The organism is Streptomyces sp. MMBL 11-1 (assembly GCF_028622875.1).
In the GTDB taxonomy this organism is placed as follows: domain Bacteria; phylum Actinomycetota; class Actinomycetes; order Streptomycetales; family Streptomycetaceae; genus Streptomyces.
This window is the reverse complement of the sequence record NZ_CP117709.1, coordinates 2,625,278-2,650,064: the sequence shown is the minus strand read 5'-3', so window position 1 is coordinate 2,650,064 and position 24,787 is coordinate 2,625,278. Positions and strand designations below refer to the sequence as shown.

Genomic DNA, 24,787 nt, shown 5'->3' with positions numbered 1-24,787 from the left:
GACGGTGGCGACAGCGATGGTGACGGTCGAGGAGGGCGGAGCGGCGGGCGGAACCGGCCCCGTACGCCTCTTCTGCACCGACCACGGCGGCGACGGCCCGCCGCTGCTCATGCTGCACGGGCTGGCCGGCCACTGCGGGGAGTGGGACGCGCTGGCGGCCCGGTTCGCGTCCACCCACCGGGTGGTCGCCTTCGACGCCCGGGGCAGCGGGGCGAGCACCCGTCGGCCCGATGACGTCACGCGGGCGGCGCACGTCCGCGATGTCCTCGCCGTCGCGCGCCGGTTCGGTCTGGCGGGGCGGGAGACGGTGCTGGTCGGCCAGTCGATGGGCGGCCTCACCGCGCTGCTGACGGCGGCGGCCCACCCGGAGGTGTGCCGCGCGCTGGTCCTGATCGAGGCGGGCCCGGCGGGCCCGAGTCCAGAACTCCCGGAACAGATCGGCGGCTGGCTCGACTCCTGGCCGGTGCCGTTCCCGGACGCGCGGGCGGCCGAGGCCTTCTTCGGCGGCGGGCCGGCGGGGCGGGCCTGGGCGGCGGGGCTCGCGCCGGGCCCCGGAGGCCTGCACCCCCGCGTCGACCGGGACGTCATGGTGGCCACCGTCCAGGAGAACGCGCGGCGGCATTTCTGGGACGCCTGGGACCGGGTGCGCTGCCCGGTGCTCGTGGTACGGGGCGAGAACGGCGCGATGAAGCCGGACGAGGTGGACCGGATGCGGGCCCGGCTCCCGGGGACGCGGATCGGCGTGATCCCGGACGCGGGCCACGACGCCCACCTGGACAACACCGCGGCGGTGTACGGGGAGATGGCGGCCTTCCTGGCATGAGCCCCGGCGGAGGCGCCGTGTAGGGTCTGGAGCCTTCGCACGAGGGGGGACTCATGCTGTTCCGTAACGCTGCCCGCACGACCACCGGTACGGATGCCCGCGCCGGCGCTCGCCGTCCTGTCCGAACAGGGCTGCTTACGGGGGTCCTTGCCGCGGCGGTGGCGGCGGCGCTGGTGTCCTGCACGCAGGCGTCGAGCGGCGGCGGCCCCGGTGCGGATGTCCCGAGCGTGTCGGCGGACCCCGCGGCGGACCTGGCCCGAAGCGCGGAGAAGGCGGAGAACGCGGAGAACGCGGACCGGGCCGAACGGGAGGCCGGCGAGGCGGAGCCCACGGCTGTCCCCTCACCTGGCCCCGCCCTGGTCCGCGACGCCTTCGCGACGCTCCAGGCGACGCTCGGCGACACCTGCACCCCGGGCGCGGGCGACTGCGCCTACTTCCTCGGCCGGGTCACCCGGGAGCTCACCGAGCTGGACGAGTCGATGCGGGCGGACGCCAAGGGCCCGGGCCACTTCAAGCAGCCGCTCGCCGACATGAAGGTCCTTTTCGACAAGCTGGGCGACGACCGGTCCGAGGCACACCTGGAGAAGCACTTCTCCGAGATCGTCGGCACCCGTGACGGCATCAACACCTGGATGCAGGACCACCCCGACGACTACCGCTGATCCCGGCCGGCGCCCCGGCACGGTTCAGCCGCGTGAACCGTGCGTACGGGCGCGAGCAGGGCGCCGCCGGGCAGGCGGGAGCTTGACCACACGCGTCTAGGAAGGTGTCGCCCGCGTCCGGATGGTCAGGGGGTTGACGAAGTCGCCCTGACCGGAGTTGTACTGCTGCTCGTGGAAGCGCTGGCCCTCGCCCGATCCGTACATCCGGAAGAACCACTTGGTCTTCCAGGCCTTCTCATCCATGCCCAGGGCCTGGTACTCCTGCTGGGCCTTCGTGCGAGTGACCTTCGCGAGTTCCTGGATCATCGTCGTGATCCGGTCGCTCTCGAACATGCCCTTGGGCTTCTTGCCCTCAGGGTTGGAGAACCATCCCCGGGTCTTCTCCGCGTACTCGGAGAGCAGCTTGCTCTCCAGGTCGTGCAGCGCCTTCTGTGCCTGCTGGTTCCGTGTGTAGTTCTCCAGTGTCACCCAGTCCTGGCGGTCGGTGCTGCGGGCCACGACTCCGGCGAAGTGGTAGTTCCAGACGTCCACGGCACTCCGGTCGGTGGAGGTCTCACCCTCTGCGGCCGTCGCGTAGTCGATCTTCGCGTCGCTGCCGATCGACAGGGTCGCGAAGGCTTCGCCCACCTCCGGCCGGGCGTGGTTGTTGATGCCCAACTCCCGTGCGGCCTCGTCGGCGTGGTCGGGATGCTCACGCAGTCCGGATCCGTACCGCTCGGCCACAGAGGCGCCGGACTCGACCCCGGTCTTCTCGCGCACCGAGTCCGCCGCGCGTCCGGCGATCTCAGCGCCGTTGCTTTCGCTCCAGGGCATGGGGAGCGAGCCATCCTGAAGCACGATCTCCATCGCGTGCTTGCCGATCACCTTGCGCGCCACGTCGATGCACTGCACCTTGATCAGGTCGGCGAACCCCGACGCGCTGGCCTGCTGCTCGTCGCCGCTGACCACGGGCTTGATCCGTTTCAACTCCCCGTTCGGGGTCCGGATTCCACCCCCGGCCTGGATGAGGGTGTAGGCGCTCTGGCGTTCCTCCAGTTCCGCGACCGACTGCTGGAACACCTCGGGGGACGCGTAGAACTCCTTGGGTTCACGGTCGGTGTCGTGGACGGCGAGCGTGCCGTCGTCCGAGATCAGCAGAGAGACATCTCCGGGGTGATGCGCCTGGACGTCCATGTGGTCGATCTGGTGCTTGATCAGCTTCCCCGGCGACTCGCCCGGTCGCAGCACCCCCTCGGACCCCTGCGTCGTGAAGTGGTCGACCTTGTCCCACGCGCCCTCCTGCCCCTCCGAGGGTGCGCTCACCAGACCGGTGAATGCGCCGCCGGACGCGTAACGCTGCACGACAGGCTGCTCGGACGTCCGATGCCCGCAGTCCTGAGCGTGCTGATGCTCCTCCGCACCCCCTGCGCGTCCGTGCCCCGCCCTGCGGAGCATCTCGACGGCGGCGGCGTTCCCCGCCCCGGACTGCTGGGAGAGAAGCCTGGCCGGGGCCGCGCCGGGCGCCCCCACGGGCGGCCTGGCACCGGACGGCTGAGAGGTGCGCCGCCGCGCCACCGGCTGGTTCTGCGGAAGATCATGAGGATGTGGGGAGTGCATGAATCTCCTTCTCGAGGGAGCTCGCCAGCCACACTTACGGGGATCCGTCCGGCCGGGCAAGGGCCCCGAGGGCAGAGTCGGTGCCCTGTCGCGGAAGGAAACGCGGCCGTTACGTTCCCTCCGAGGCAGGGTCCGTTGACGGGCCCGGTCCGGGCTCGGGCGCGGTGACCGTGAAGCGGACGACGGCGGTGGCGGCGGGAACCTTGGTGCCCTTCACGAGAACCTGGTACGTGAACGTGTCCTCACCGGCGTACCCGTCGGTGGGGGTGTACGTGACCGAGGCGCCGGACACCACGGCGGTCCCGTGCCGGGGCGCGGTGTCGATGCTCAGGGCCAGATCGGTCGCGTAGTAGGCGTCGAGCAGCGCGGCCCCGGCCCCGCTCTCCAGGATGACGGAGTCGTTGTCCAGGACGTCCACGTCCAGGCTGCTGCCCGCGTCCACGCTCCGCTTGTCGTCCATGAGGGCCAGCGCCCGCTTCACGGAGGGCGACGCCCCGGTCGACGCGGCGCCCTCGTCCCCGCACCCTGTCAGGACCAGCGCGAGCGCGCCCGCCCCGGCCGATACCCGTGTCCGGAGGGCCCCGCGCCTCGGCCGCCGTGCCTGCTTCCTCGTCTGCATGTGGTGCCCCCAACGCCGAACGCTGTGCTGTGGAGCAGCCGATATTCGCAGCGCGGCCGGGCGTACATCAGGGGCATGTCGGAAGCGACGCGCAATTGTGATGAGAGCGTGTACAAAGCATGGAGGGAGGGGTGGGGGTGGGTGCGCGGGGAAGCCGAGGGGCAGGAGCCGAGGGGATGACGGGCGAGCGTGGCGGCGGCGGGTGGAGCCGACCACCCCGCCCCTTCCCGGAAGGCCACTACGGTGTCCCGTATGAAGGACCGTCCGGCCGACATCGACGCAACCGCCCTGGCCGCCGCCCTCGGGGCCTGGGGCATCGAACCCGCCGTGCTCACCCACGCCCCGGTCGGGTTCGGCGACCACCACTGGATCGCGGCCGACGCGGAAGGCCGGCGGACCTTCGTCACGGTCGCCGACCTCGCGCACAAGCCGCACTGCGGGCGAGACGCGACCGAGGCGTGGACGGGCCTGAGCCGCGCCATGGACACGGCCGCGATCCTCGAAACAGCCCTTGATGAGCCGGTGTTGGTGGCACCACTGCGCACCGGTGACGGCGAGACGCTGCTCCGGCTCACCGACCGTTACGCCGTGAGCGTCTTCCCGTACGTGGAAGCGCCCACCGGCCACTTCGGCCAGACGCTGGACCCCGGGGCGCGAGGCAAGCTGGTGGAGCGGCTGGCCCAACTGCACACCACACGCGCCCCGTTGACGACCCCGCCCCATGACCCGGCGCTGCCGGGTCGCGCGGCGATCGGAGCGGCGCTGGCCGATCCGCGGAGCCTTCGCGCGGACGCGGGGCCGTACGCGCAGCGCTGCCAAGCCCTGCTGACCGCCAACTCAGCGTCCATGGGGCCGATGTTGGAGCGCTTTGACAGCGCCACGGCGCAGCTCATGTCCGACGCGTCGACCGCCACCACCGTGGTCACCCACGGCGAACCCCACCCCGGCAACGTCCTGGACCCCGGAGGCCGTACCCTCCTGGTCGACTGGGACACCGTCGCCCTCGCACCGCCGGAGCGCGACCTCTGGCTCGCCACCGCCGCCCCGCAGGACCTGTCCCGCTACGCCGAACTCACCGGCCACCACCCGGACCCGGAGCTGCTCGCCTACTACGAACTCCGTTGGGCACTCGACGACATGGCTGCCGCGCTCGACACCTTCGGCACCCGGCACCCGGACACGGCCGACACGCGGCAGACGTGGGAGGGCCTGGTCGACGCGGTGACCGCGCTGGTGGAGAAGGGGCGGTCGACCGAGCGCGAAGGGTGAAGGCGGCGATCCGGCAACAGCATCCCGGCGCGCGGTTCCTGTCGGCGTAGGTTGAGGCGAGACGGGGCCGGCCGGATTCGAACCGGCGTCCTCCCACATGAGGTGAAGGCGCGACAACCGCTGCGCTACGAGCCCCGTCCCGTGCGCGATCGTACAAGAGTCCTGCCCCAAGGGCTGTGCGGCAGACGCGGAATGACGAGATGCGGACATGCGGAAGCACGTGGCCGGATCTGGGAGGACGCCCCGCCCGAGACACTGGCCGCCGTCCACCAGACATGGCTCCGCGATCCGGCCACCGGCAACTACCTGCTCGACGTGTTCCGGGAACCGCATGACGGCGACACCTGGATCTGCCGACGGGACGAGGGGATCCGGCTCCCGTACCGCGAGATCGTCCACCACACCCAGGGCGGCATCCCGTATCTGGCGCCCGAACTCGTACTCCTGTTCAAGGCCAAGCACGCCCGCTCCAAGGATCAGAGGGACTTCGACGTCACCGTCCCGCACCTGACCCGGGCACAGCGCGCCACCCTGGCGGAGCTGCTCGCCCGCGTGCACCCGGGGCATGCCTGGCTCACGGATCTGTAGGAGGCGTCGACTGCTTCAACAGCGCCCAGCGGTGGTCCGGTCGCGAACCGGGTGGTGAGCGGGGGCGCACTTCTCGCGGACGTCGAAGCAGGCCGAAAACGTACGATACGGCGACGTCGACATCACGTTCCGTGCGCGCACAGGGGCGGACACAGAGCGGCCCCTATGACGTCCCCGGGGACCTGACCTGGAAGCAACGCGTCGAGGTGGTACGGAAGGCGGACGCGCTCCGGGCCGCGCACTCACCCTAGGACGACGCGGGCGGCGACGGGCAGATGGTCGCTGCCGGTGGCAGGCAGGGTGCGGATGTGGTCGACGGTGGCGGAGCGGGCCAGGACCTGATCGATCCGGGCCAGCGGGAGGGAGGCCGGGAAGCTGAAGGCGAAGCCGCGCTCGGCCACGTTCAGGCGTGAGGTGAGAGGCTCCAGCCCCCGGTCCTCCACGGTCCCGTTGAGATCCCCGAGCAGAATCACCGTATCGACGCTCTCGGCGGCGATGGCACGCCCCAGCAACTCGGCGCTCTCGTCCCTCCGTTCGGACGCGAGCCCGCCCGCGCCCACCCGGACGGAGGGCAGATGGGCGACGTACGCCGCGATGTCCCCGTACGGCGAATCGACGACGGCACGGACGCCACGGCTCCACCCCTCAGCGATGCTCGGCGGCTTGATGTCGACGACCCGCTCCCCGCTGAGCGGGTACTTGGACCAGAGCCCGACGGTGCCCCGGACGACGTGATGCGGATAGTCGGCGGCGAGAGCCTTCTCGTACACGGACAGCTGCGGAACCACCAGCTCCTCCAGCGCGACGAGATCGCCCCCGGCCTCGATCAGCGCCCGGGCGGTCGCCGCCGGATCACGGTTCTCGTCGCTGACGTTGTGCTGCACGACGACGAGCTCCCGCCCGCCGCCTTCCGTGCCGGGCAGGAGCAGCCCGCCGAACAGATGCACCCAGGCCCCGACGGGCAGCAGCACCGCCACCAGCGCGACGGCGGACCGCCGCACCAGCGCGAGCACCAGCAACAGAACGACGATCACGCCGGCCCACGGCAGAAAGGACTCCAGCAGACTCCCGACCCGCCCGACCGCGTTGGGCACCCCTCGGTGGAACGCCATCACCCCGGCCAGCACCACGGCAAGCCCGGCGACCACCCACCCCCGCCGCCCGCCGCCCGCACCGGGAACTACCCGCCCCGCCGCCGACTCCGTACCAGGGCCTGCCTGCTCCACCATGTCTTCCCATCCGCTTGGTCCCGTTTACAGGACGAGTGACCGGGCGAACAGGGTTCCGGCCCCCGATCACGATCTGGAACAGGGGCCGCGCACCAGGGACCAGGAGATCAGGGCCGCATTTGATTCGGCCCATGGAAGCCGGAGATCATGTCGGCTCAACCCGAGGCGCCCGGGAACAGCACGGGACCACGGGGAACGGGGATATCGGGACACGGGGAGATTTTCTACGGTGGCGTGGGACGAATGGGAGCAGATCAAAGCTGACGTCGCGGTGAATGGGGCGGCGCAGATGCAGCTGAACCAGGCCCCGTCGGAGGGCGGAAGCACGGGCGGCGCGACTTCGGGCGATCTGAAGTCGAACAGGAAAACGTGGGTGAGGGCAGGCGAGGGAGTCACCGGCCTCAAGGGTGACGTCGGCAAGGCGCTGACGAAGCTGGCCGCCGGCCAGACGGGGCTGGGGGACACCACCGGTTCGCAGAGCGCGGCGGCACAGAAGGAGCTCTACGACTCCTGGAAGAAGTACGTGAGCGATGTGAGCGGCCGCTGTGAAGCGCTGGGCGGGCTTCTGCGGGCAGCGGGCCACGATCTGTCGAAGTCCGACGAGGAGGCCGAGGCAGAGCTGAAGAAGCTCAAGGTGAAATACGGGGACACCGAGGCCGTCGGCGGCCAGGCCAAGGAGAAGTGAGTCCGGTCATGGACCTTGCGACACTCAGAGCTTTCAAGCCGTCGGAGTACGAAGAGGCAGCGGACGGATATCGGACGACCGGTGACATGGCCTCCGAGGCCAAGGACGCGATCGACAACCGCATCAGTGTGGAACTCCGCAACCAGCTGGAGGGCGACGCGGCGAAGGCAGCGGTCGAGGAGCTCAAGAGCCTTTCGAAGAACTTCCACTACACGCAGACCGAGTGCGGCCTGGTGAGCACCGCGCTGAATGGCTTCGCCTTCGACATCGCGGTGGCCAAGCGCAAGCTGGAAGCGGCCATGGAGGACGCCCGGGCCGGCGGCTGCACGGTAAACGCGAACGGCTCCGTCTCCTACCCGGCGGGCAGCAAGCCCGGCGACGAGAAGACGGCGGACGGCGGCACGGTGACCGGGAGCGCGGGGGGCAGCCCGACGTCCGACGCACTGGAGCGCCAGGCGATCAACATCCACCCGAACCCGTATTACGGCAGGGCGATGGCCTACGCGAACCGGATCGCCGACGCCCTGGAAGAGGCCACGGAAGCGGACACGAAGTGGGCGCCGAAGCTGCGCGCACTGAAGGCTGACGACGACTTGACGGTCTCCCACCGGGACTGGGCGGACGCACAGTCGGACACGAGCGGCGTCCGCGAAGCGGGCAAGGCCTATACCGACTCCCTGCCGGAGCCCCCGAAGGACGGCAGCCCGAAGGACAACGCGGCCTGGTGGAAGGGGCTCAGCGCGGACGAGCAGGCGGCCCACCTTGCCCTGAACGCGGCTTCGGTCGGAGCGCTGGACGGGCTGCCCGCCGTGACTCGTGACGAGGCGAACCGCATGGTTTTCGCGGAGAAGCGCGGCGAGTATGAACAGGCCCTGAAGGCGATCCCGGCCCCGCCGACGAAGTACACGTACATCACCACCGCCAGAGGCCCGGTCAGGGTGTACTCCGACGAGTACATGGCGTGGGACGACAGATACAGCGACAGGAAGAAGGAGCTGGAGGGCTACCTCAAGGGGATGGACCAGATCCAGGACCGCTTCGACCGGACCGGCGTGCGAGGCCTCCCCGAGGCGTACCTGCTTGGCTACGACCCTGTGGGTCACTCTGACGGGAAGATCATTCTGGCGAACGGGAATCCCGACACCGCAGACCATACGGCCGTATATGTGCCGGGAACCAAAGCCAACATTGAGAAAATCGCTGAGGGTGCCGCGTTGGGCGACTTGGGTAGAAGTGAGAGACTGTGGGCGGAAAGCGGAAGGATGGCTCCGGACAAGAGCTTTTCCACTATCACCTGGCTCGACTACGACGCTCCCGACAAGGTTGTAGGCGAAGCCACTCGCGGGTCGTACGCGGAAGATGCTGGCCCGACGCTGCGCAGCTTCATGGAAGGAAACCGGGCCGCGCATGAAATGAACATCGGAAACCCGGGCCACACGACACTCATCGGGCACAGCTATGGAACCACTGTTGTGGGTGTTGCCGCCCAGTCCGACATCGGGCCGCCCGGGGAGTTCGGACCGACCCCGCGCATCGCGGATGATGTGATCGCTGTCGGCAGCCCCGGCATGCAGGCCGACCATGCGGCGGATCTGGGAGTCGGCGCCCAGCACGTATGGGCCATGGGAGGGTCCTCGGATGACCAGGTCGTCCGTCAGGGAGGCCGCTTGGTCGGACTCGGCGACAATCTGACGATCCCCACGGACGAACGGTTCGGCGGAAACATCATGAAGAGTGACTCGCCCGATCATGGTGGGTTCTGGGATCCTGAATCGACCAGCCTCAGAAACCAGGCGGCCGTGATTGCGGGAAAATATGAACGAGTTCAGCATGACTAGCAAGGCGCGCAAGGCCGCAGCCTGCGTAATCATCTTCTGCTCGCTTATTTTGGGGTGTTCTGGGATGAACGATAACAGCGACGACGCTCCGGTGCGTGTCAGTTCTGAGGTGCAGGACGAGGTCGAGAAGGTATCGAGCTCGATCCTGGAGATCCTTTCGCTGAAGGCGAAGATGACCGAGGCGGGCGCCATGATCTCTCCCTGCGAGGGAGGAACGTATCGGGCGCACCACCCCTGGGGCGTATACGGGCCTCCTGTCAAGGATCTGGAAGGAGCAATGGATAGGCTGCGAAGCCAGCTGCCGGAGAAGGGGTGGAAAATTGTAAAGGACGGCCCGGACGATAGTCGGGGAAAGAGTCCGCAAATCATCGCCGACTCGACCGATGGGAAATTCTCCGTCGATGCTCGTCTTCATGGCGGGCCGAGCGATGATCCGGCCCAACTTGAGGTCACCGTTCAATCAACCTGCTTCCGCCCCGAGTCAGGATCCACGTCCTGACGCTCGGTTGGGGTGGGCAGGGCGAATCTAGCTCCCCTGATGGTGGTTCGGTACAGGCCAGTTGAGCCCGAGGATGGCCATTCTTCAGCCAGGTGACGGCGCTGACCGCCCGGGTCCAGGTGCGGTCCAGAGCTGTCTGGTTCTGCCGTATGAGCCAACGCCCGGTCATGAGGGGCGGCAGCGGCGAGGCGATGAAGGCCCGTCCCGGACAGCCGTTAACAGGCGCTGGATCGGCCTCCGGGAGCGGTGAAAGCTGTACGGGAGTGGTGCTGTACCTGGTGGGCTCGGTCATACCGCCCATGGTCGGCCCACCGGTTCGACGGCCACGGCCGCTATTCGCGAATATTCTCGTGAGCGAAGCCGTCATCCCTCGACATTCATGTGGAGCAGCGGACAGCCTTGGAGCAGCGGACGGATCACCTCCGAAGCGGAAGGCGGCGCGTGATGGCACGGCGGTTACGGTTCAACGGCACAGGTAGTGGTGGTACGGGATGCCCCTCTGTTCATGAGGACGTGGAGAGCGGTGAGGTCGTGGTTCACGGACCGCCGTTGACGGATACCGGCGACATCGCCCAATTGCAGCACTTGTCCGAAGGCGAGGTGGCGGTGGTCGTGCCGCGTGAGCTGCTGGTCGACTGGACGCCGAAGGTCGCGACCCGTCAGGCTCGGATCGTCGGCCTGGACGAGTTCGAAGGCCTGTTTCGTACGTTCAGCCACTCGGCCTGGAGGTTGGAGACCCGGCGGCGCTTCGCCAGTGACGAAGCCACGGACACCTACCGGCAATTCGTCGAGACCGGCAGCGTCGACTGGTCCGTGGAGGATCCGTACTGCGAGCTGATCCGTTCCCAGACCGCGCAGGGCAAACGTGTCGAACGGGTGCGGATCGTTGATCAGCCGCCAACCACGGGGCAGCTCTACCTCTTGAACAACGCGAAGCGGAACAGCGGTCTGGGGGAAGACATCCGGAACCTGTGGCGAGCTGATGCCGACCGTCTCCAACTCGAGGACGAGGATTTCTGGCTCTTCGACAGCCGGCTTGCCGCGAAGCTCCGCTTCGACGACGATGACCACCTCCTGGACGTCGAGTTGATCACTGAGCCGGCCGAAGTCGTCCGGTACTCCGTCATCCGTGATGCGGCATGGCACCACGCGGTGCCCTACGAAGAGTTCGCGGCGCGACTGAGCGGCGGCCAGTAAAAGCGAAGGAACAGACGCTTACCGGTGAGCACTGATTTTCAGAAGGCTCGTGAGGATTTGGGCCGACGACTCCGGACTCTCCGAACGGAGTGCCCGCACGGTCCTCTCACCGGTACCGCCCTGAGTGCCTCCCTCGGCTGGGCGCAGAGCAAGGTCAGCAAGCTGGAGAACGGGCGCCAGACACCCACTGCGGAAGACCTCCGGGCATGGGCCGACGCCACCGGGCACCCCGGGGCGTACGACGAGCTGCTCGGACGGTTGAAGGGCTTCGAGTCGCACATCCGGTCCTGGCGGCGGCAGCTGTCGTCGGGACACCGCCCGGTACAGGAGACGTGGAACGAGGTGACGGCGGCGGCCCGCGTCCTGCACGTGTGGGATTCCTTCGCCGTCAACGGTCTCCTGCAGACCCCGGATTACGCGCGGCACGTGTTCGAGCGCTATGCGACGCTCCAGAACTCACCTCGCGACACCGAGGACGCGGTACGGGCCCGCATGGACCGGCAGAGATGGCTGTACCAGCCCGGAAGGCGTCTGAACCTCCTGATGTGGGAGGGCGCGCTACGGGCTCAGGTAAGCCCCCCGGAGGTCATGGCGGGGCAGATGGACCGCCTGTTGGGCGTCGTCGGCATGGACACCGTCCGGCTGGGGATCGTCCCGATGAACGCCACTCTGCGTCTTCCTCCTGCCAACGCATTCTGGATCGTCGGTGAGCAGTTGGTGATCACAGAAGACTGGCACGCGGAGCTCTGGCTGGACGGCGCCGATACGGTCGCCCTGTACCGGCGGGTCTGGGAATCCCCGAATGACTCCGCCGTGTTCGGCACCGAGGCGCAACACGTCATCGTCCGGGCTCGACAGGCAGTTGTCGCATAGGGATGCGCGGACGGGCGCGACCTTTCGCCGGACCACAGCCTCCGCATCCTCATGCCGGCGACGAACGGGGCCCAGGCCGCGCGGGAGACGGATACGCGGGGGCCGGCAGGCCTCTTCGAGTCGCGTACTCCCACGGTTGCGGACAGGTCGGCGACCTCCACGCACTCCGTGCCGCTGCCCCCGCCGTAAGTGAACTTGAACCACTGACCGAGGCCGTGAACCATCAGAACTCCCCACATACGCGACCTCGTAGGGCAGGATCTGCACGGTGACGTGGGGGCGTCGGGCCTGTTCGAGAAGGTGGTGCAACTGCGCGCGCATGGTGTGGCGGCTACCCACGGCGCGGCGGATCACCGCTTCGTCGACCACTGCCCAGAGCCGGGGAGGCGCGGACCGTTCGAGCAGTTCCGCCGCTTCATGCGGATACTCACCATGTGCCGGATCTCCTCGTCCGCGCGCCGTGTTTCGGACGCACAGTGCACGGCTTCGGCGTAGGGGGCCGCCATTGACGTGATCGCCGCCCCCCCGCCACTGGCTTCGGGCCCACGGCTGTGATCCGTAAGGGCCCTTGATCGCGCACAGGTGAACTTCGAGGCGGAGCTACCCGAAGCCGTGTGACCGTGGGCTCAGGAACGCAGCAGGTCACTGAAGAATCCGATCGACGGATCCTCCGGCGTGCCGACGAGAAGAGCACGGTCGAGCAGACCGTTGTTGTGCTCGCAACTCGTCTCCGGCAGCAGCACGCAGGCATGGCAGGCCGCCATGTTGATCCCCCCGACACCGCTTCCCTCCGACTCGACGCAGAGAGGGTCTGCGGAACACCAACGCGCCCTGTCCAGCGCCGAGTCCAAGGTACCGCGCAGACGCTCGGGCTCGCCCTGCGCGACCAGGCCCCCCAGGCTGCCCGCGGAGTCGCTCGTCGCGGTGCAGATGAGGATTCCGGCCATGGCGTCACTCGCGTACAGCCGTTCCCGCAGGGAGGCTGCCGGGTAGCCGCCGTCCAGGCTCCACTCGTTGATCAGAGCGTGCGCCAGCGTGTGGAGAAGAATCATGCGGGGGGAGGCCGGCGAGTCGGGCACGGAGTCCGGATCCTGCGCGCGTTCGCGCGTCATGCGAGTGTGGTTGGTCCGGATGCGATCGGCACGCGCCGCCACGGCGACGCTCCGGGCCCAGGCGTCCAGTCGTTCTTCGTCGAGCCGGAGGAAGACGCCCTCGCCCTGGACCTCCATCGCGGGCAACCAGTCGAGTTCCTTCAGGGACAGGGCCGCCTCCTGGACGTCCGCGCGGGTGTCCGGGGTGTCGACCCGGGAGAAGGCCTTCAGCGCACGTACTTCCCGCAGCCGCTTCACCAGCATCGGACCCGTGACCCCGTACGGGGCCAGGGCGGTCGGAGAGGAGCGAGGCGGCTCGCAGACGAACCGGTCCTCGTGACCGGTTCCCTTCTCCGGCTGCCCCGCGATCAGCCGTTCGTATTCCTGCTTCCGCAACGCGATGAAGGCACTGTCCACGGAGGCGTCGCCGTCGGCGTCCGCGTCCTCCTGATTCTCCGCTTCGAGCAGGGCGATGACCCTTTCGGCCGAGAACTCGTACGGTTTCTTCCGCGTGAGGGCCTTGAGAAAGCCGCGGATGCCGTGCTCGTCGCCCGCCTCGTACATCTCGCGCAGATCATCCATGTGGTCTTCGAGCCGGGTGAAGTGCTCGTCGCTCCACGGTGGGATCGACAACGCCGTCCGCACGATCGGCTGCCAGGCGACGGACGAACCGCGCTGCAGCGTGCGTGGCCTCTCCGAGCAGTGATCGGTCGGAGCGTCCTTCAACCAGGGCCGCTTGCCGCTGCAGAACACCTTCAGGTCCGACAGGGCCGTTCCGCTGAACGCGCCTTCCATCGACACCTCGGGCACTCCGCAGGTGCAGGAGATCAGGACCGACCGGAGGGAGGCGGTCTTTCCGCTTGTGCGCAGCCGCATCGCTCCGCCGCAGAGGCCCGTCTCGCCCTCCTGCCGGTTCTTGCGGTGCACCCACTTCCAGTACGGGAAGTCGTCGATGTGGCCCTTCGCGCAGGCCATGACGAAACGTGAGGGTACGAGATCCTCCTCGCAGTCACCGCATTCGTTCTTCCCCGGAGGGGAGTTGAACTGTCGTACGTGCTGGAGGGCTTGGCACTGCGGGCAGGAATGCCACAGGGGGAACCGGCGGACATGCACGCCGTCCTTGCTCGTGTCGTCCGAGGCCGGCGGGAGGCGGAACGATTTCACGCCGAGGACCCGGGCCAAGCGGTGCTCGTGGATGGTGGGTGCGTCGCTGATGTTCCAGGAGTCGGTTCCCGCCACTATGAACGATTCGTTGTCCACAGCGACCATCGACCCGACGCCGTAGGTCGTGATCATCTGGGCGCGACGGACGGAACCGCGACGGGGATAGCTCCGTTCCGGAGCTCCGGTCCGGCGGCGTCGGGCGGGGGGCGGGGTCATCGGGTTGCCTCCATGAACAGACCGGACTCGGCATCGACATCGCGCAGACTCCAGAGCGTCTGCCAGGCGTTCTCGTCGGGGTCTTCGTCGTCGAACGCGCACAGCAGCGAGGCTGTCCGTTTGCCCCGCTTCGGCTCGTAGAGCAGGCCGCCCCGGGACGCCGCCAGATCCGACCACCAATCGACGAACTCGTCGTACGCGTCCGCCGTTGCCTCGTACTCCTCCTTGTCGACCTTCTCGACCCGCGCCAGCAGCGTGGACCGTACGAGCCGGTCCAGCTCCCCGCGGAACTCGTCGATCCGTCCCGCACCGTCGTTCGGACGGGCCTCGGGGATCATGATCCTGGCGAGCGCGACGACGACGGCGTGCAGTCCCCGCTCGCGGGAGCGGGAGGAGAACGGCGTCACGCTGGTCGATTCCACCTCGCGGTACAGCGCCGAGTGGAAGTGCTGGAAGCTCTCGTAGTGCGAACGGTCCCTCGATCGGTTCGCGTTGAGCATCACGGCCACCAGGCCGGGGCGGCGGCGGCCCACGCGACTGGTTGCCTGAATGTACTCGGCCGTGGTCTGCGGCTGGCCCATGACGGCCATCAGGCCGAGTCGGTCCACGTCGACGCCGACCGAGATCATGTTCGTGGCGAGAAGAACGTCCACGGCATCGGGGTGCCCCAGCCGCTGCTCCACCTGCTTCAGGCGCTTCGGCACCTCGCTGGAGTTGGCGCGGCTCGTCAACTCGGTCTGTTCCAGAATCCTGCGCCGCACGCCGCCGTCACGGTCTGCCAGGTAGCCGAGGTGCGCTTCGACGTCGTCGTGGACCTGCAGCTCGGCCGCGGCCAACAGCCTGAGGCTGTTGAAGTATCCGACGAGTGTCCAGTAGGCGTCCCGGACCTGTTCGTCGTCCTTGCCCTGCGCAGCCCGGTGGAGCAGGTTGGCGTACGTACGGATGAGCAGGGTGGACTGGCTCGTGCTCGGCGTCAGCAGGCCGACGTACTGCCTGCTCGCCTTGCGTTCCTTGGGGGTCTCCACGGCGAACCACGAGTCCCTGGCGTCGATGCCCGCCGGAGGGAACTGGGCGACCTCACGGGCGAACAGACTGTTGCCCTGCTCGGAGGCTCGACGGATCGTCGCGGTCGACGCGATGACCTTCGGTTCGTTCGCGAGGAGGTCCACCGCCGTTTCGTACAGCCCGGTGAGCGTTCCGAGCGGCCCCGAGATGAGATGCAGCTCGTCCTGGACGATCAGCTCCGGAGGAGGTGTGCCGTCCTCACGGTCACGGTTGAACAGCGCTGCGGTCTGTTCACGCCACGGCATGGCGGCAAACTTGTCGACGGTCGCGATCACCAGCGTCGGGCGTGCGTCGTAGACGGCCTCGTCGATCAGGTGGACCGGCAGCCCGTCGCGGAAGTCGCACCACGTGTCGGGGCAGCGGACGTGCATCCGCTTCGCCCCTTCGTCGACCTCGTACTGGAACGCGTCGACGCGTGTGCCGCACCAGGGGCACGCGTGCAGTTGGACCGGGTTCTTCTCCTGGAGCTCCTTCTCCTTCCGGAGCTCCACCAGACTCTCCTCGGCGACCGACAACTTGTTCGGTGTGGCGGACTGGCCCACCCACATGCCGATGGAGATGGGTTCCGTCCCCAGTGTCCGTTCGTCACCGAGACGAATGCGCTCCATGGCGCAGATCAGGGATGCGGCACGCTCGAACTGCTGCAGGGTGAGCAGTCGCAGGGTGTAGCGCATCAGCACGGTCACGCCCCCGCCCCGTTCCTTGTGCCGCATGCGGCGCAGGAAGGTCGTGAAGGCGATCAGGCCCAGGTAGGCCTCGGTCTTGCCACCACCCGTGGGGAACCAGAGGAGGTCGGCGATGTGGCGGTCGTCGTGCTTCGGGTCCACGATTCCTTCGAGGCAGAGAAGCACGAAGGAGATCTGGAAGGGGCGCCACCGACTCGCGGACGTGTCCGGTTCGCCCACCCGGCCGTTCTTCACCCACTCGCTGCGGCCCCGCTGCTGGGACATGGCACGGTTGGCGAGACGGAACGCCCGCATCGCTTCGCTGTTCGTACCGAGGACCGTGATGCCTCGACGTATGCGGGCGAGAGCCGCTCGGCAGTGCTCGATCTGCTTCCGTGCCGGGGCCTCGTGCGGGGTGCCCCGGAAGGTCTCCGCCTCTGCCTCCTTGCGGTCGATCCACTGCGCGTACCCGGCCATCAGATCGTCGAGCGCGGCCAGGACCTCGTTCTCGGGGCGTGTCGCCAGGCCCTCCATGGTGAGGGCCGAGTCGTCGATGTCGGGATTGGAGTCGGTGAGGAGTACATCGTGCGCCGGGACGAACTCGGTGCGTACGGTGGAGATCGCCGCGCGTCCGACGTTCGGGTCACCGATCGGGGGTGGGGTCCATTGCCAGTCCGCCGAGCAGCCGTGGCCGATGGCGAAGGTCGGCGCGTGCCGGTGCAGCAGTCGGCTCGTGGCGACCTCCGGATCGATCACCGTACGCTCGGACGGACGGTCCACCAGGCCGGGCGTGCCGAACTCGGTGGTCACGGTCAGACGCGGCTGGTAGAGGCAGAACGCGTCCTGGAGGGCGTACTTGCCCACGCGATGCGTGTTGATCAGCGTGATCGTCACGGTGACCGTGCCGCTCCCCGGGGCCATCGGCCGGACGACGACGTCCAACGCCGGGCCGTCGATCGTTTCGTTCGGTGTTCTGCCCTGACGAATGTCGTCCAGTCGGTAGCGACAGGGCACAGTCACATCGACGGTCACGGGGCGCACGGCCAGCTCGCGCCGACGCCACCGCTCCTTCTGCTCGGACACCGTTCGGGCCTCGGCCCGCTCGGCGGCCACCGGACGCCCCTCGGCGTCGACCGGATCGTAGGCCGCGACGTCCGTGTGCACGACAAGCCGGGGAGAGATCGTCGGGTCCACGGCGAACGTCAACCCCATGGACGAGGGGCGTCGGTCGCCCACATGGGCCGTGCCGAGTTCGGGCAGCGGGTCCTCGATGTCGCGCCCCCTCCGCACGAGCGGAGTGTCGTCGAGTCCGTCGTTCTCGGCCGCGTCCTCCCGGAGGGCCCGCCCGGACTCAGGATCGGAGGCCCTCGGGAACAACACCCCTATCGGGTAGGTGGTGATCGGCGGATCCTGGGTCAGGACCTCGTCGGCGGAGACCGGGCCGAGCAGGTCCCTGCGGAGCTGCTCGACGAGACCTTCCCGGAGCGCGTAGTGAGCGGCGTGCGTGCTGGTCCCGTCCGTCATCCGACGATGCCTTCCTGCGTGTTCCTTGAGGCGCGCCTGTAGCGCCCGAGTCCTGACATGCGGGGCACTGTCCAGATGCCGTGGTCGCCCAGCCCCGCCCGGACGCCGGACGCGGTGCTGCCCGCGACGCTCTCCAAGCAGTCCACCCGGAAGCCGGTGATCTCCACCGGCCAGTTGATCTCCCACGTCCTGTTGATCTTCAGGGAGGTGTGGAGGTCCTTGCGGAACCGCTCCGAGACGACGGAGATCGCGCGATCCCCGTGGAAGACGGTGTACGGAGGGCTCTGGTCGGCGGCCATGGCCATCTCGTGCTGAGGGCGGAGCGTCAGCACGTCACCCGGCGAGACCGACGACGCCAGGTAGTCCTGCACCGCTGTCGCGTCTTCGACGAAGCCGTCCGTGCCGGGCGGATGCTCCCGACACACGTCCTGCCCGCCGGCGACGATGCCGTCGCGGATGTACGGTTTCCACCCGCCGATGTACCACCGGTCGGTCACCCGGTCCCGGCGCACGAGTGCCGTGTCCGGTGCCGCGACGCGGAACAGGTCGTCCCGGGCGCGGGTCATCGCGACGTACAGCGAACGAGCCTCGGCCGCCGGGTCGACGTGACTGTGCTGCTTGCGCAGCTCCGCGGTGGTGGCCGGTTCGACCACGATCACCCGATCGAACTCGAGTCCCTTGGCGCGGTGCACGGTCGACACCACCAGGCCCGAGGGTTCCACGGCCGCCAGATCGTCGGGGAAACGCCCCTCCGCCACCAGGCGTCGTAGCGCCGAGACATCCAGCAGCCCCCTGGGGGCACGGGCGGCGCCCCGCAGGGAGCGCCAGATCCGCGCGCGGTCGCCGACGGGAGCGGTCGGGCCGGCGTCGAGCAGTTCCAGGAAGCGTTCCTCGGTCAACGTGGTGGAACCGGTGCTCCGCAGGACGGAACTGACCCAGGCCGGGACGGGGCGGTCCTGCAACGCACGCTGGACCCGGTGCGGCACACCGAGGTCGAACAGCTTCTCGGACAGCACCAGAGCCTGGCGGTTGTCCCTGCAGAGAATGGCGCAGGTGCCCGGGTAGCCGCGGAGCGACTCGACGGTCGACTCCGCCTCCAGAGGGCTGAGATCGGGGCACGACCGCAGGAGATCGGTCAGCTGCCGGTGGAACTTCTCGCCCGCCGCGTCGGATTCGGCGGGTTCCGACGGCAGCCTCTTGAGCACATCGCCGAGGGCGAGCGCCGTGCGTGCCTCCTCGGTCCGCGCCCGGAAGTTGGTGGTGAGGTGCAGTTCGACCAGATCGTCCGGGTAGGAGGCCCGCAACCAGTCGAAGAAGTAGTTGGTCTCCGCGGCACGGGCGTCCTGGTCGGAGACCTGGAAACCGAAGATGGCCTGGGCGCCGTCCCCCACCACCGTGAACCCGCAGTTCTCCTGGAAACGGTCCAGCAGCGTCTCGACCATGTCCCGGCGGTCCCCGACCAGGTCCTGGACCTCGTCGATCACCACGTGGGCGGGGGCGCCCTGTTCGCTCTCCTCGACCGCGCCCCGGAGAACGGCCTCGGTCGTCTCCCTGATCCGCTCGTCGAAGCGCAGGCCACCCCAATCCCGATCGGGTTGCTCCGCGCGCAGCACCGAGTACGCCCAGGAGTCGAATGTCTGCACCCGGACCCGGCGTGCCTCCCGGGCGTGCAGCGCGATGCGCTCGCGCAGCTCGCGGACCGCCGCGCGCGAGAAGCTGAGCACCAGGATCTCGCCCGCCTCCAGCGCGTCGTCCTCGTGCCCCATCAGGGCGTCGAGCCGGCGGACCAGCGTGTGTGTCTTGCCCGCGCCCGCGCCGGCGGTGACCAGCAACCGGGCGTCCCAGGGCTGCTCGATCACGGCCCGCTGTTCCTCGGTCAAGGGCGGGCTGTCGTGGTAGACGTCGGTCACTTGGCCCTCCACAGGTGCTCGAACTGCGTGAAGGCGAGCGCCTTGCCGTAGTTGGTGATGTTGTCGCGGACGTTGAGGATCAGGCAGGTCTCCTTGCCCCCGTTGCCGGGACCGCGCAGACCGCGACCGATCATCTGCTGGTAGACGTTCGGACTGTAGGTGGGGCGGGCGACGACCACCGCCCGGGTGGCCGGAGCATCGAATCCCTGTGTCAGAACACCGTAGTTCGTGAGGACACGCACGCGACCGCGACGGAAGTCGTCGATACTCTTCCTGCGCTCGCCCGCCGAGGTGGCCGAGTCCACCGAAGCGGCGGTGATGCCCCGGTCCTTGAGCTTCGCGGCGAGGAACTTGGCATGCGCCACGGACGTGGCGAACACCAGGACGGGCCAGTCGGCGGGCATCTCGCCGATCTCTTCCAGAATGCGCTTGTTTCGGTCGTGGTCGTCGGCGAGACGCTGCTCGGCGGCCTTCGACAGCAGGCTCATCTGGTCGGCCCGCTCCCTCTCGTCGAGGGTCAGCTCGATGGTGCCGCCGAGAAGTTCCCGGTGGTCGACCTTGGCCAGCATGCCGAGTTCCTGCAGTTCCCCGTAGACGTCACCGGTCGTGAAGACGCCTTCGTCGAGGCGCTGGCCCCCGAAGCGTTGGACCAGGCGTCGGGTCTCCGCGTCGTTCGTGTTGCGGAACGGGGTCGCGGTGAGCCCCAGCAGATGGCGACCCGTGTCCCTCGCGGTCAGTCCGAGTTGCTCGAGGATCTTCGTGTACTGGGGCGAGATGGCGACATGCGCCTCGTCGACGATGACCAGACTCGCCTGCCGGAGCCAGGCGTATCCCTCGGTGTCGAGACAGTTCCGCAGCTTCGCGTCCGTCGCGACCACGAGGTGCGGGCGATCGTTCACCGAACCCGCTTCGTTGGTGGTCCACAGCCTGCTGATGGTGAGCGGACTTTCGGCGCCGACCTTCGACCAGACGAAGCCCCAACTCTGGACGGCCTGCTCGCAGAGCTCCTCGGTCTGCGCGATCCAGAGGATGGGACCGTCCAGCTCTCCCACGGACTTGACCCAGCGGATCACGGCCTCCGCCGCCACCCGGGTCTTGCCCGCGCCGGTGGGCAGCGACAGCATCCCGCGCTGCGGGGCGAACCGGTCGAGCATCGCGAAGACCTTCGCCGCGAGACGCTCCTGGTAGTCGTGCAGACGCGGAAACTCGGTGGGACCGGGAATCTCGATCCTCGGCGGCAGCGATGGAGTCCTGGTGCCGGCGAAGGAGTCGGGGAAGCCGAAGTCGGAGACGAACTTCACCGCGGGCGAGGATCCGGTGAAGCCGGACGGAGCATGACTCGGATAGGCGGCCAACAGATCACGTGCGTGCATCCGCAGAACGCCGTCCCCGTGGGCGTTGTACGCCATCCGCGCGATTCGGCGGGCCGACGGCTCGACGTCCCCCAGCTCCGCGCGCTCGCTGTCCAGAAGGCCGGGCGGCAGACCCGCACGTAGCGCGGCTTCGCCGATGAGCAGTTCCAGCTTCTCCTCGACGCTTTCCGCCTCCCGGACCCGGCGCAGGGCCGCCTGGAGCTGCTGGTCGGCCTCCTGCCGCTCCTGGGCCTCGAGGACCGCCCGGCATCCCGCTTCCTTCAGCCCCCAGCGCAGCTCACGGTCGACCGCCACGAGGGCAGCGAGCCGGTCCGCGGGTTCGAGGACGAGCACGGTGTTGCCCCGGAGTGCGCTTCTGAGGGGCGTCGGACGGGTGCCCTGGGGGGTACGGGTCACTTCCTCCAGCTCGGAACAGGGCTGCAGCCGGTAGTTGTTGACGGCATTTCCCATCCGCTGGCGGAGCGTGGGGAACTCATCGTGCAGAGGCGTGGGCTCGCCGATACCCACATGCCGCGTCTCCTTGCTGACGACATCGCTGTATCGGAGCATGCCCCACGTCCTGACGAGCAGGGCGGCGTCCTCCTCACTGCCTGCCGACAGCGCCGGAATCTGCTCCGCACGCAGCGTGCGGTACTCCGCCTCGGAGGCCGCGACGGCGATCTCGTCGTCCTCCCGCGCGGACCACTCCGAGCCGATCCGGCAACGCGTGAGCTCGCCCTCGGGAAAGTCGACCCCCAGCCGGGTCAGCATCACGTACGTACGCCCGACGAAAGTGTCGTCGTCGCTGGAGCCGAGCTGTTCGAGCAGGCGGGACCATTGCTTCGGCGGCACGTCCTCCACCAGCGTGGGCAGGTGAAGCTTGCGGGCCTTCTCGGTGCTGATGTCCGCGACGGGCAGGACGTCGGCGTACGCGTGCAGCTGAGGACCCACGGCGTCGGAGAGCGGGACGACGCCCTGCGAGGTGGGGACCCGGCCGTGTCGTACCAGCATCCAACGCAGCGGGGAGTAGACGGGCTTGCGTGTGGACACCTGGGTGCCGAACTGCATGGTCCAGGTGTCGATGACGCTTCCGTCGGGCAACGCCTTCACGAAGGCTGCTCGCCCTTCGTCCGACAGGAGCTCCAGGAGGTGCAACGGCCCGCCGACGGGGGAGCCCTCCAGCTTGAGCCTGGTGGGGCTCGGACGTGCCGCGTTGCTGCTCAGGGTGCGGCAGTAGCTGTCGTAGATCGCCGTCGAGTACTCGCCGTACCACGCCTCGTCCGCAGATGGACGGTGACCGGCGGTCGGCGCCGCACGCAGACCGAACTCGTGGAAGACCATCCGGTCGTCGGAGTGGAAGGCCAGGTCCACCGCGACGGACCGGTCCCGACTCCCGTCGGAGGGCACAACGGGTCCGGGCAGGAGGCAGTCCCGCATGCGGTGGAAGCGCCCGTCCACGGTGCGGACCGACAGCGTCGACATCGGGTCGGGCACGCGGGCGATCACCTCGCCGCTCACCTGGCTGCCGCCCGCGCTGTGGAACAGCTCCCAGAACCGTGCCCAGTCCTGCGGACCGTAGCCGGTGAAGCCCTGCTCCAGAACTCCGATGAAGCGTCCTCGGGAATCGGCCTCCCGAATACCGATGGTGTTGAGGTCCTGGATGAGTGACTCGTCCTCGGACAGAGCGGGGTCCACGTAGGTCGTACCGTCCCGCAGCCCGTCCTGGACGGCCCTGCGGAAGACCTTGCCCACCACGGCGGGCACCAACCCGCTCTCCTCGGTCAACACGATGCGGGCCGCCCGGGCCTGGTCCGCGAAGGGTGACCCCTCGCGGACCATCGCGGCGAAGATGCGGATCGCGACGGCGGAGGCCTCGGCCGTACCGTCGGAGACCAGGGCCTCCAACCATTCCCGAACGGTTGCCCGCCCCTGCCTCGTCTGCTCCAGAACGTGCCCCACTTTTCCGGCACGGAACTCGGCGGCCTCCACGGAGGGATGGGCCCAGTCCTTCGGACGCCCGGGGTAGGCGTTCCACATCCGGAGCCAGTCGAGCTTGAGCGGTGTCTTGCCAACCGGCGCGGGATGGACGCGCAACTCGCGGGGAGCCCGTAGAACGCCGTCCTGGTCGGGAAGGGAAGGGAGCTCGGCGGTCAGCTTCCAGATCTGCTCCGTCAGATACCTGTCGGCCCAGTTGAGGGTTTCCGACTCCCTGGTCCGACCGGGCAGCAGGGGGAGATAGGCGCCGGGGTCCTCGGCCGGGGCAAGCTGCGGCAGTGATTCGACGACCAGCTTCGCGGCGACCTGGATGATCTCCTCGTTGAACGGACTGGAGTCGAGGAGGTTCTGCCTGTCCTCGTTCGTCTTCCAGGCTCCGTTCAGGATGCCTGCCAAGGTCATCGGGTACTTGGTCGGGAAGAACGACCAGAACTCCCCCCGCCCCCTGGGAATGGTGAGGATGGTGTCACCGGTGTACTCGGGTACGGCCCACGAGATGTCGATCGTCACCCGGTCGTGCATCTCGCCCGCGCCGGCCCGCGCCCGTTCGGTGGGCCGGTGGGCGTGGGTGAACACCTTCCAGGTGGCGTGGGACTCCGGCTTGCCCGTACGAGCCTCGTGGACCGTGCGTACGACGCCCTCGTGCTCGACGGTGATCTCCCGCCGGATCTGCGGCATGGGCCGGCGGTCCTCCAGAACCACGGTGCCCACGTGGTGGGAGAACAACTGGAAACGCGCCGGGAACTCGCGCTGCGCCTCGTGACTGCCGGCGACCGCGTGGATATCGTGCCCGAGTCGATCGGCGGCTCCGGGCAGGAGGGGAAGACGCACAACCGTCGTGGCCCAGTCGAGCAGCTCGTCGAGGACCGGATCGGCGGAGCGCTCCTTCGCGGCGTCCAAGGGGCGGGCCATGCGCAGGACGGGGGCCTCGAAGTCGGTGTCCACCGCGTCCCCGCCGGCCTGACGGATTTCCTCGCGCGACCAGGCCCGGTCGAATCCGAATGCCCCTGATGTGCTGAAGAACTGAGGTGTGTCGGTGACGGCGAGGACCGATTTCACTCCGACGCCGAAGCGGCCGATCTGACCTCCACGCTTCTTCGACACGCTCATGCGGAGAATGGTCTCGGCGCCTTCCGCCGTGACCTCCTTGCCCTCGTTCGCGCAGTACAGATGCGCAGCCGTGAGAACGACGTGCACCTTCCCGCCCGGCGAGTGCGCGATCTCGTCCGCGGCGTTCTGTACGAGCTCGAACAATTGGCGGTCCCCGTAACCGCCTTGAGTGATTCGTCGCTCACCGTTGGCATGCTCAAGAATCAGCCCCGGATCGATCCGATACGCCGCCAGCACGCGCGCCGACTGATCGATGATCGTCCGGATGACGGAGGTTTCGCCGGAACTGTCCGTCACATAGGGGTGGTTCAAAGTCTTCCAATCCTGGCCGTGAGCTGAGCGCGGGTGGAGCCGGGGGCGGCGGCAGCGGGGGATGCGGCCGGCCCCGACTCCACGATAGGAGTTCCGGGCCCGACGATGTGCCGGGTCAGTCGAGCTTGAAGATGATGACGACGAATTCCGGGCGCGCACGGTCGCGGCGACGCTTGTTCCGGACGGAGCCCGGGTACTTCGGCGGGCGGCTGGACATGTCACGGTTGCGGAGCGGCTGACGCGGAACGCGGTGCCGCGGCTTCTTGTCCTCCGGTGCCCCAAGTGTTTCCGGGGCGGAGGCATTGCGGGCTGCCGCCTTGTCACGCCGGAGCCGAAGAGCGTTGATGTGCGAACGCGTCGTACCGACGGCATCGAGGAACTCGGACCGCAGGGACGGGTCTTCGATGGAGTCGTACTGTTCGACGAGTCCGAACGTGCCGTCGTCCGGATCGGGCGGGTCCATGTTCATGGCGGTGCCCCCTGGGCTCTGTTGATGTGTACCGGG

Annotated in this window: 16 protein-coding genes, 1 tRNA gene and 3 pseudogenes; 9 read left to right on the top strand and 11 right to left on the bottom strand. The window is 68.5% G+C overall.

The annotated features are described in order from the left end of the window. Positions 1-16: 16 nt before the first annotated feature. Both PSQ21_RS11330 and PSQ21_RS11325 read left to right on the top strand, forming a co-directional pair. The gene (locus PSQ21_RS11330; RefSeq protein ID WP_274035707.1) at positions 17-823 is read left to right on the top strand and encodes an alpha/beta fold hydrolase; all 807 of its coding nucleotides are present in this window, start codon (positions 17-19) and stop codon (positions 821-823) included. 53 nt (positions 824-876) lie between these two features. Further along, positions 877-1,485, top strand: a complete 609-nt coding sequence (locus PSQ21_RS11325; protein ID WP_274030355.1) for a hypothetical protein — start codon at positions 877-879, stop codon at positions 1,483-1,485. Between the two features lie 96 nt (positions 1,486-1,581). Here PSQ21_RS11325 and PSQ21_RS11320 read toward each other — a convergent pair whose 3' ends face one another. Then, positions 1,582-3,081, bottom strand: coding sequence for a hypothetical protein (locus PSQ21_RS11320; protein WP_274030354.1), 1,500 nt, complete (start codon positions 3,079-3,081; stop codon positions 1,582-1,584). Between the two features lie 109 nt (positions 3,082-3,190). Continuing rightward, entirely contained in the window at positions 3,191-3,700 is a 510-nt protein-coding gene (locus tag PSQ21_RS11315) for an Ig-like domain-containing protein (protein ID WP_274030353.1), read from the bottom strand. Between the two features lie 252 nt (positions 3,701-3,952). Between PSQ21_RS11315 and PSQ21_RS11310 the strand changes: the two genes are divergently transcribed. Continuing rightward, complete coding sequence (locus PSQ21_RS11310) at positions 3,953-4,969, top strand: phosphotransferase (RefSeq protein ID WP_274030352.1); 1,017 nt, start codon at positions 3,953-3,955, stop codon at positions 4,967-4,969. 62 nt (positions 4,970-5,031) lie between these two features. Here PSQ21_RS11310 and PSQ21_RS11305 read toward each other — a convergent pair. Then, a tRNA-Ile gene (locus PSQ21_RS11305) sits at positions 5,032-5,105 on the bottom strand. A 74-nt stretch (positions 5,106-5,179) separates the two neighbouring features. Between PSQ21_RS11305 and PSQ21_RS11300 the strand changes: the two are divergent. Continuing rightward, a pseudogene (locus PSQ21_RS11300) lies at positions 5,180-5,557 on the top strand (hypothetical protein); the annotation flags it as partial. A 242-nt stretch (positions 5,558-5,799) separates the two neighbouring features. Here PSQ21_RS11300 and PSQ21_RS11295 read toward each other — a convergent pair. Then, the gene (locus tag PSQ21_RS11295) at positions 5,800-6,669 is read right to left on the bottom strand and encodes an endonuclease/exonuclease/phosphatase family protein (protein ID WP_397989817.1); all 870 of its coding nucleotides are present in this window, start codon (positions 6,667-6,669) and stop codon (positions 5,800-5,802) included. A gap of 346 nt (positions 6,670-7,015) precedes the next feature. Here PSQ21_RS11295 and PSQ21_RS11290 point away from each other — a divergent pair, with 346 nt between their 5' ends. The 5 genes from PSQ21_RS11290 (at position 7,016) to PSQ21_RS11270 (ending at position 11,878) form a co-directional block, all read left to right on the top strand. After that, positions 7,016-7,471 (top strand): hypothetical protein, encoded by a 456-nt coding sequence (locus PSQ21_RS11290; protein WP_274030349.1) that lies wholly within the window; start codon positions 7,016-7,018, stop codon positions 7,469-7,471. Positions 7,472-7,479: 8 nt separating this feature from the next. Further along, entirely contained in the window at positions 7,480-9,309 is a 1,830-nt protein-coding gene (locus PSQ21_RS11285; protein WP_274030348.1) for an alpha/beta hydrolase, read from the top strand. Further along, positions 9,302-9,808, top strand: a complete 507-nt coding sequence (locus PSQ21_RS11280; protein ID WP_274030346.1) for a hypothetical protein — start codon at positions 9,302-9,304, stop codon at positions 9,806-9,808. The genes PSQ21_RS11285 and PSQ21_RS11280 overlap by 8 nt, the downstream gene beginning before the upstream one ends. Before the next feature lie 444 nt (positions 9,809-10,252). After that, positions 10,253-11,005 carry a DUF6879 family protein gene (locus PSQ21_RS11275; RefSeq protein WP_274030345.1) on the top strand — a complete coding sequence of 251 codons (753 nt, stop codon included), beginning with the start codon at positions 10,253-10,255 and terminating at the stop codon, positions 11,003-11,005. A gap of 24 nt (positions 11,006-11,029) precedes the next feature. Continuing rightward, positions 11,030-11,878, top strand: coding sequence for a helix-turn-helix domain-containing protein (locus tag PSQ21_RS11270; RefSeq protein WP_274030344.1), 849 nt, complete (start codon positions 11,030-11,032; stop codon positions 11,876-11,878). A gap of 59 nt (positions 11,879-11,937) precedes the next feature. On the opposite strand, the pseudogene PSQ21_RS11265 reads toward PSQ21_RS11270, so the two are convergent. From PSQ21_RS11265 to PSQ21_RS11235, 7 genes and pseudogenes are all read right to left on the bottom strand, one after another. After that, positions 11,938-12,102, bottom strand: a pseudogene (locus PSQ21_RS11265) (DUF397 domain-containing protein); the annotation flags it as partial. 64 nt (positions 12,103-12,166) lie between these two features. Next, a pseudogene (locus tag PSQ21_RS11260) lies at positions 12,167-12,232 on the bottom strand (hypothetical protein); the annotation flags it as partial. A gap of 272 nt (positions 12,233-12,504) precedes the next feature. Then, complete coding sequence (gene drmB / locus PSQ21_RS11255; RefSeq protein WP_274030343.1) at positions 12,505-14,349, bottom strand: DUF1998 domain-containing protein; 1,845 nt, start codon at positions 14,347-14,349, stop codon at positions 12,505-12,507. Further along, on the bottom strand, positions 14,346-17,603 hold the full coding sequence (locus PSQ21_RS11250; RefSeq protein ID WP_274030342.1) for a helicase-related protein: 3,258 nt from the start codon (positions 17,601-17,603) through the stop codon (positions 14,346-14,348). Before PSQ21_RS11250 ends, drmB begins: the two co-directional genes overlap by 4 nt. Continuing rightward, the gene (locus tag PSQ21_RS11245; protein ID WP_274030341.1) at positions 17,600-19,513 is read right to left on the bottom strand and encodes a UvrD-helicase domain-containing protein; all 1,914 of its coding nucleotides are present in this window, start codon (positions 19,511-19,513) and stop codon (positions 17,600-17,602) included. The genes PSQ21_RS11250 and PSQ21_RS11245 overlap by 4 nt, the downstream gene beginning before the upstream one ends. Further along, the gene (locus PSQ21_RS11240) at positions 19,510-24,282 is read right to left on the bottom strand and encodes a DEAD/DEAH box helicase (RefSeq protein ID WP_274030340.1); all 4,773 of its coding nucleotides are present in this window, start codon (positions 24,280-24,282) and stop codon (positions 19,510-19,512) included. Before PSQ21_RS11240 ends, PSQ21_RS11245 begins: the two co-directional genes overlap by 4 nt. A 115-nt stretch (positions 24,283-24,397) precedes the next feature. Continuing rightward, positions 24,398-24,751 (bottom strand): hypothetical protein, encoded by a 354-nt coding sequence (locus tag PSQ21_RS11235; protein ID WP_274030339.1) that lies wholly within the window; start codon positions 24,749-24,751, stop codon positions 24,398-24,400. Between the last annotated feature and the right edge of the window lie 36 nt (positions 24,752-24,787).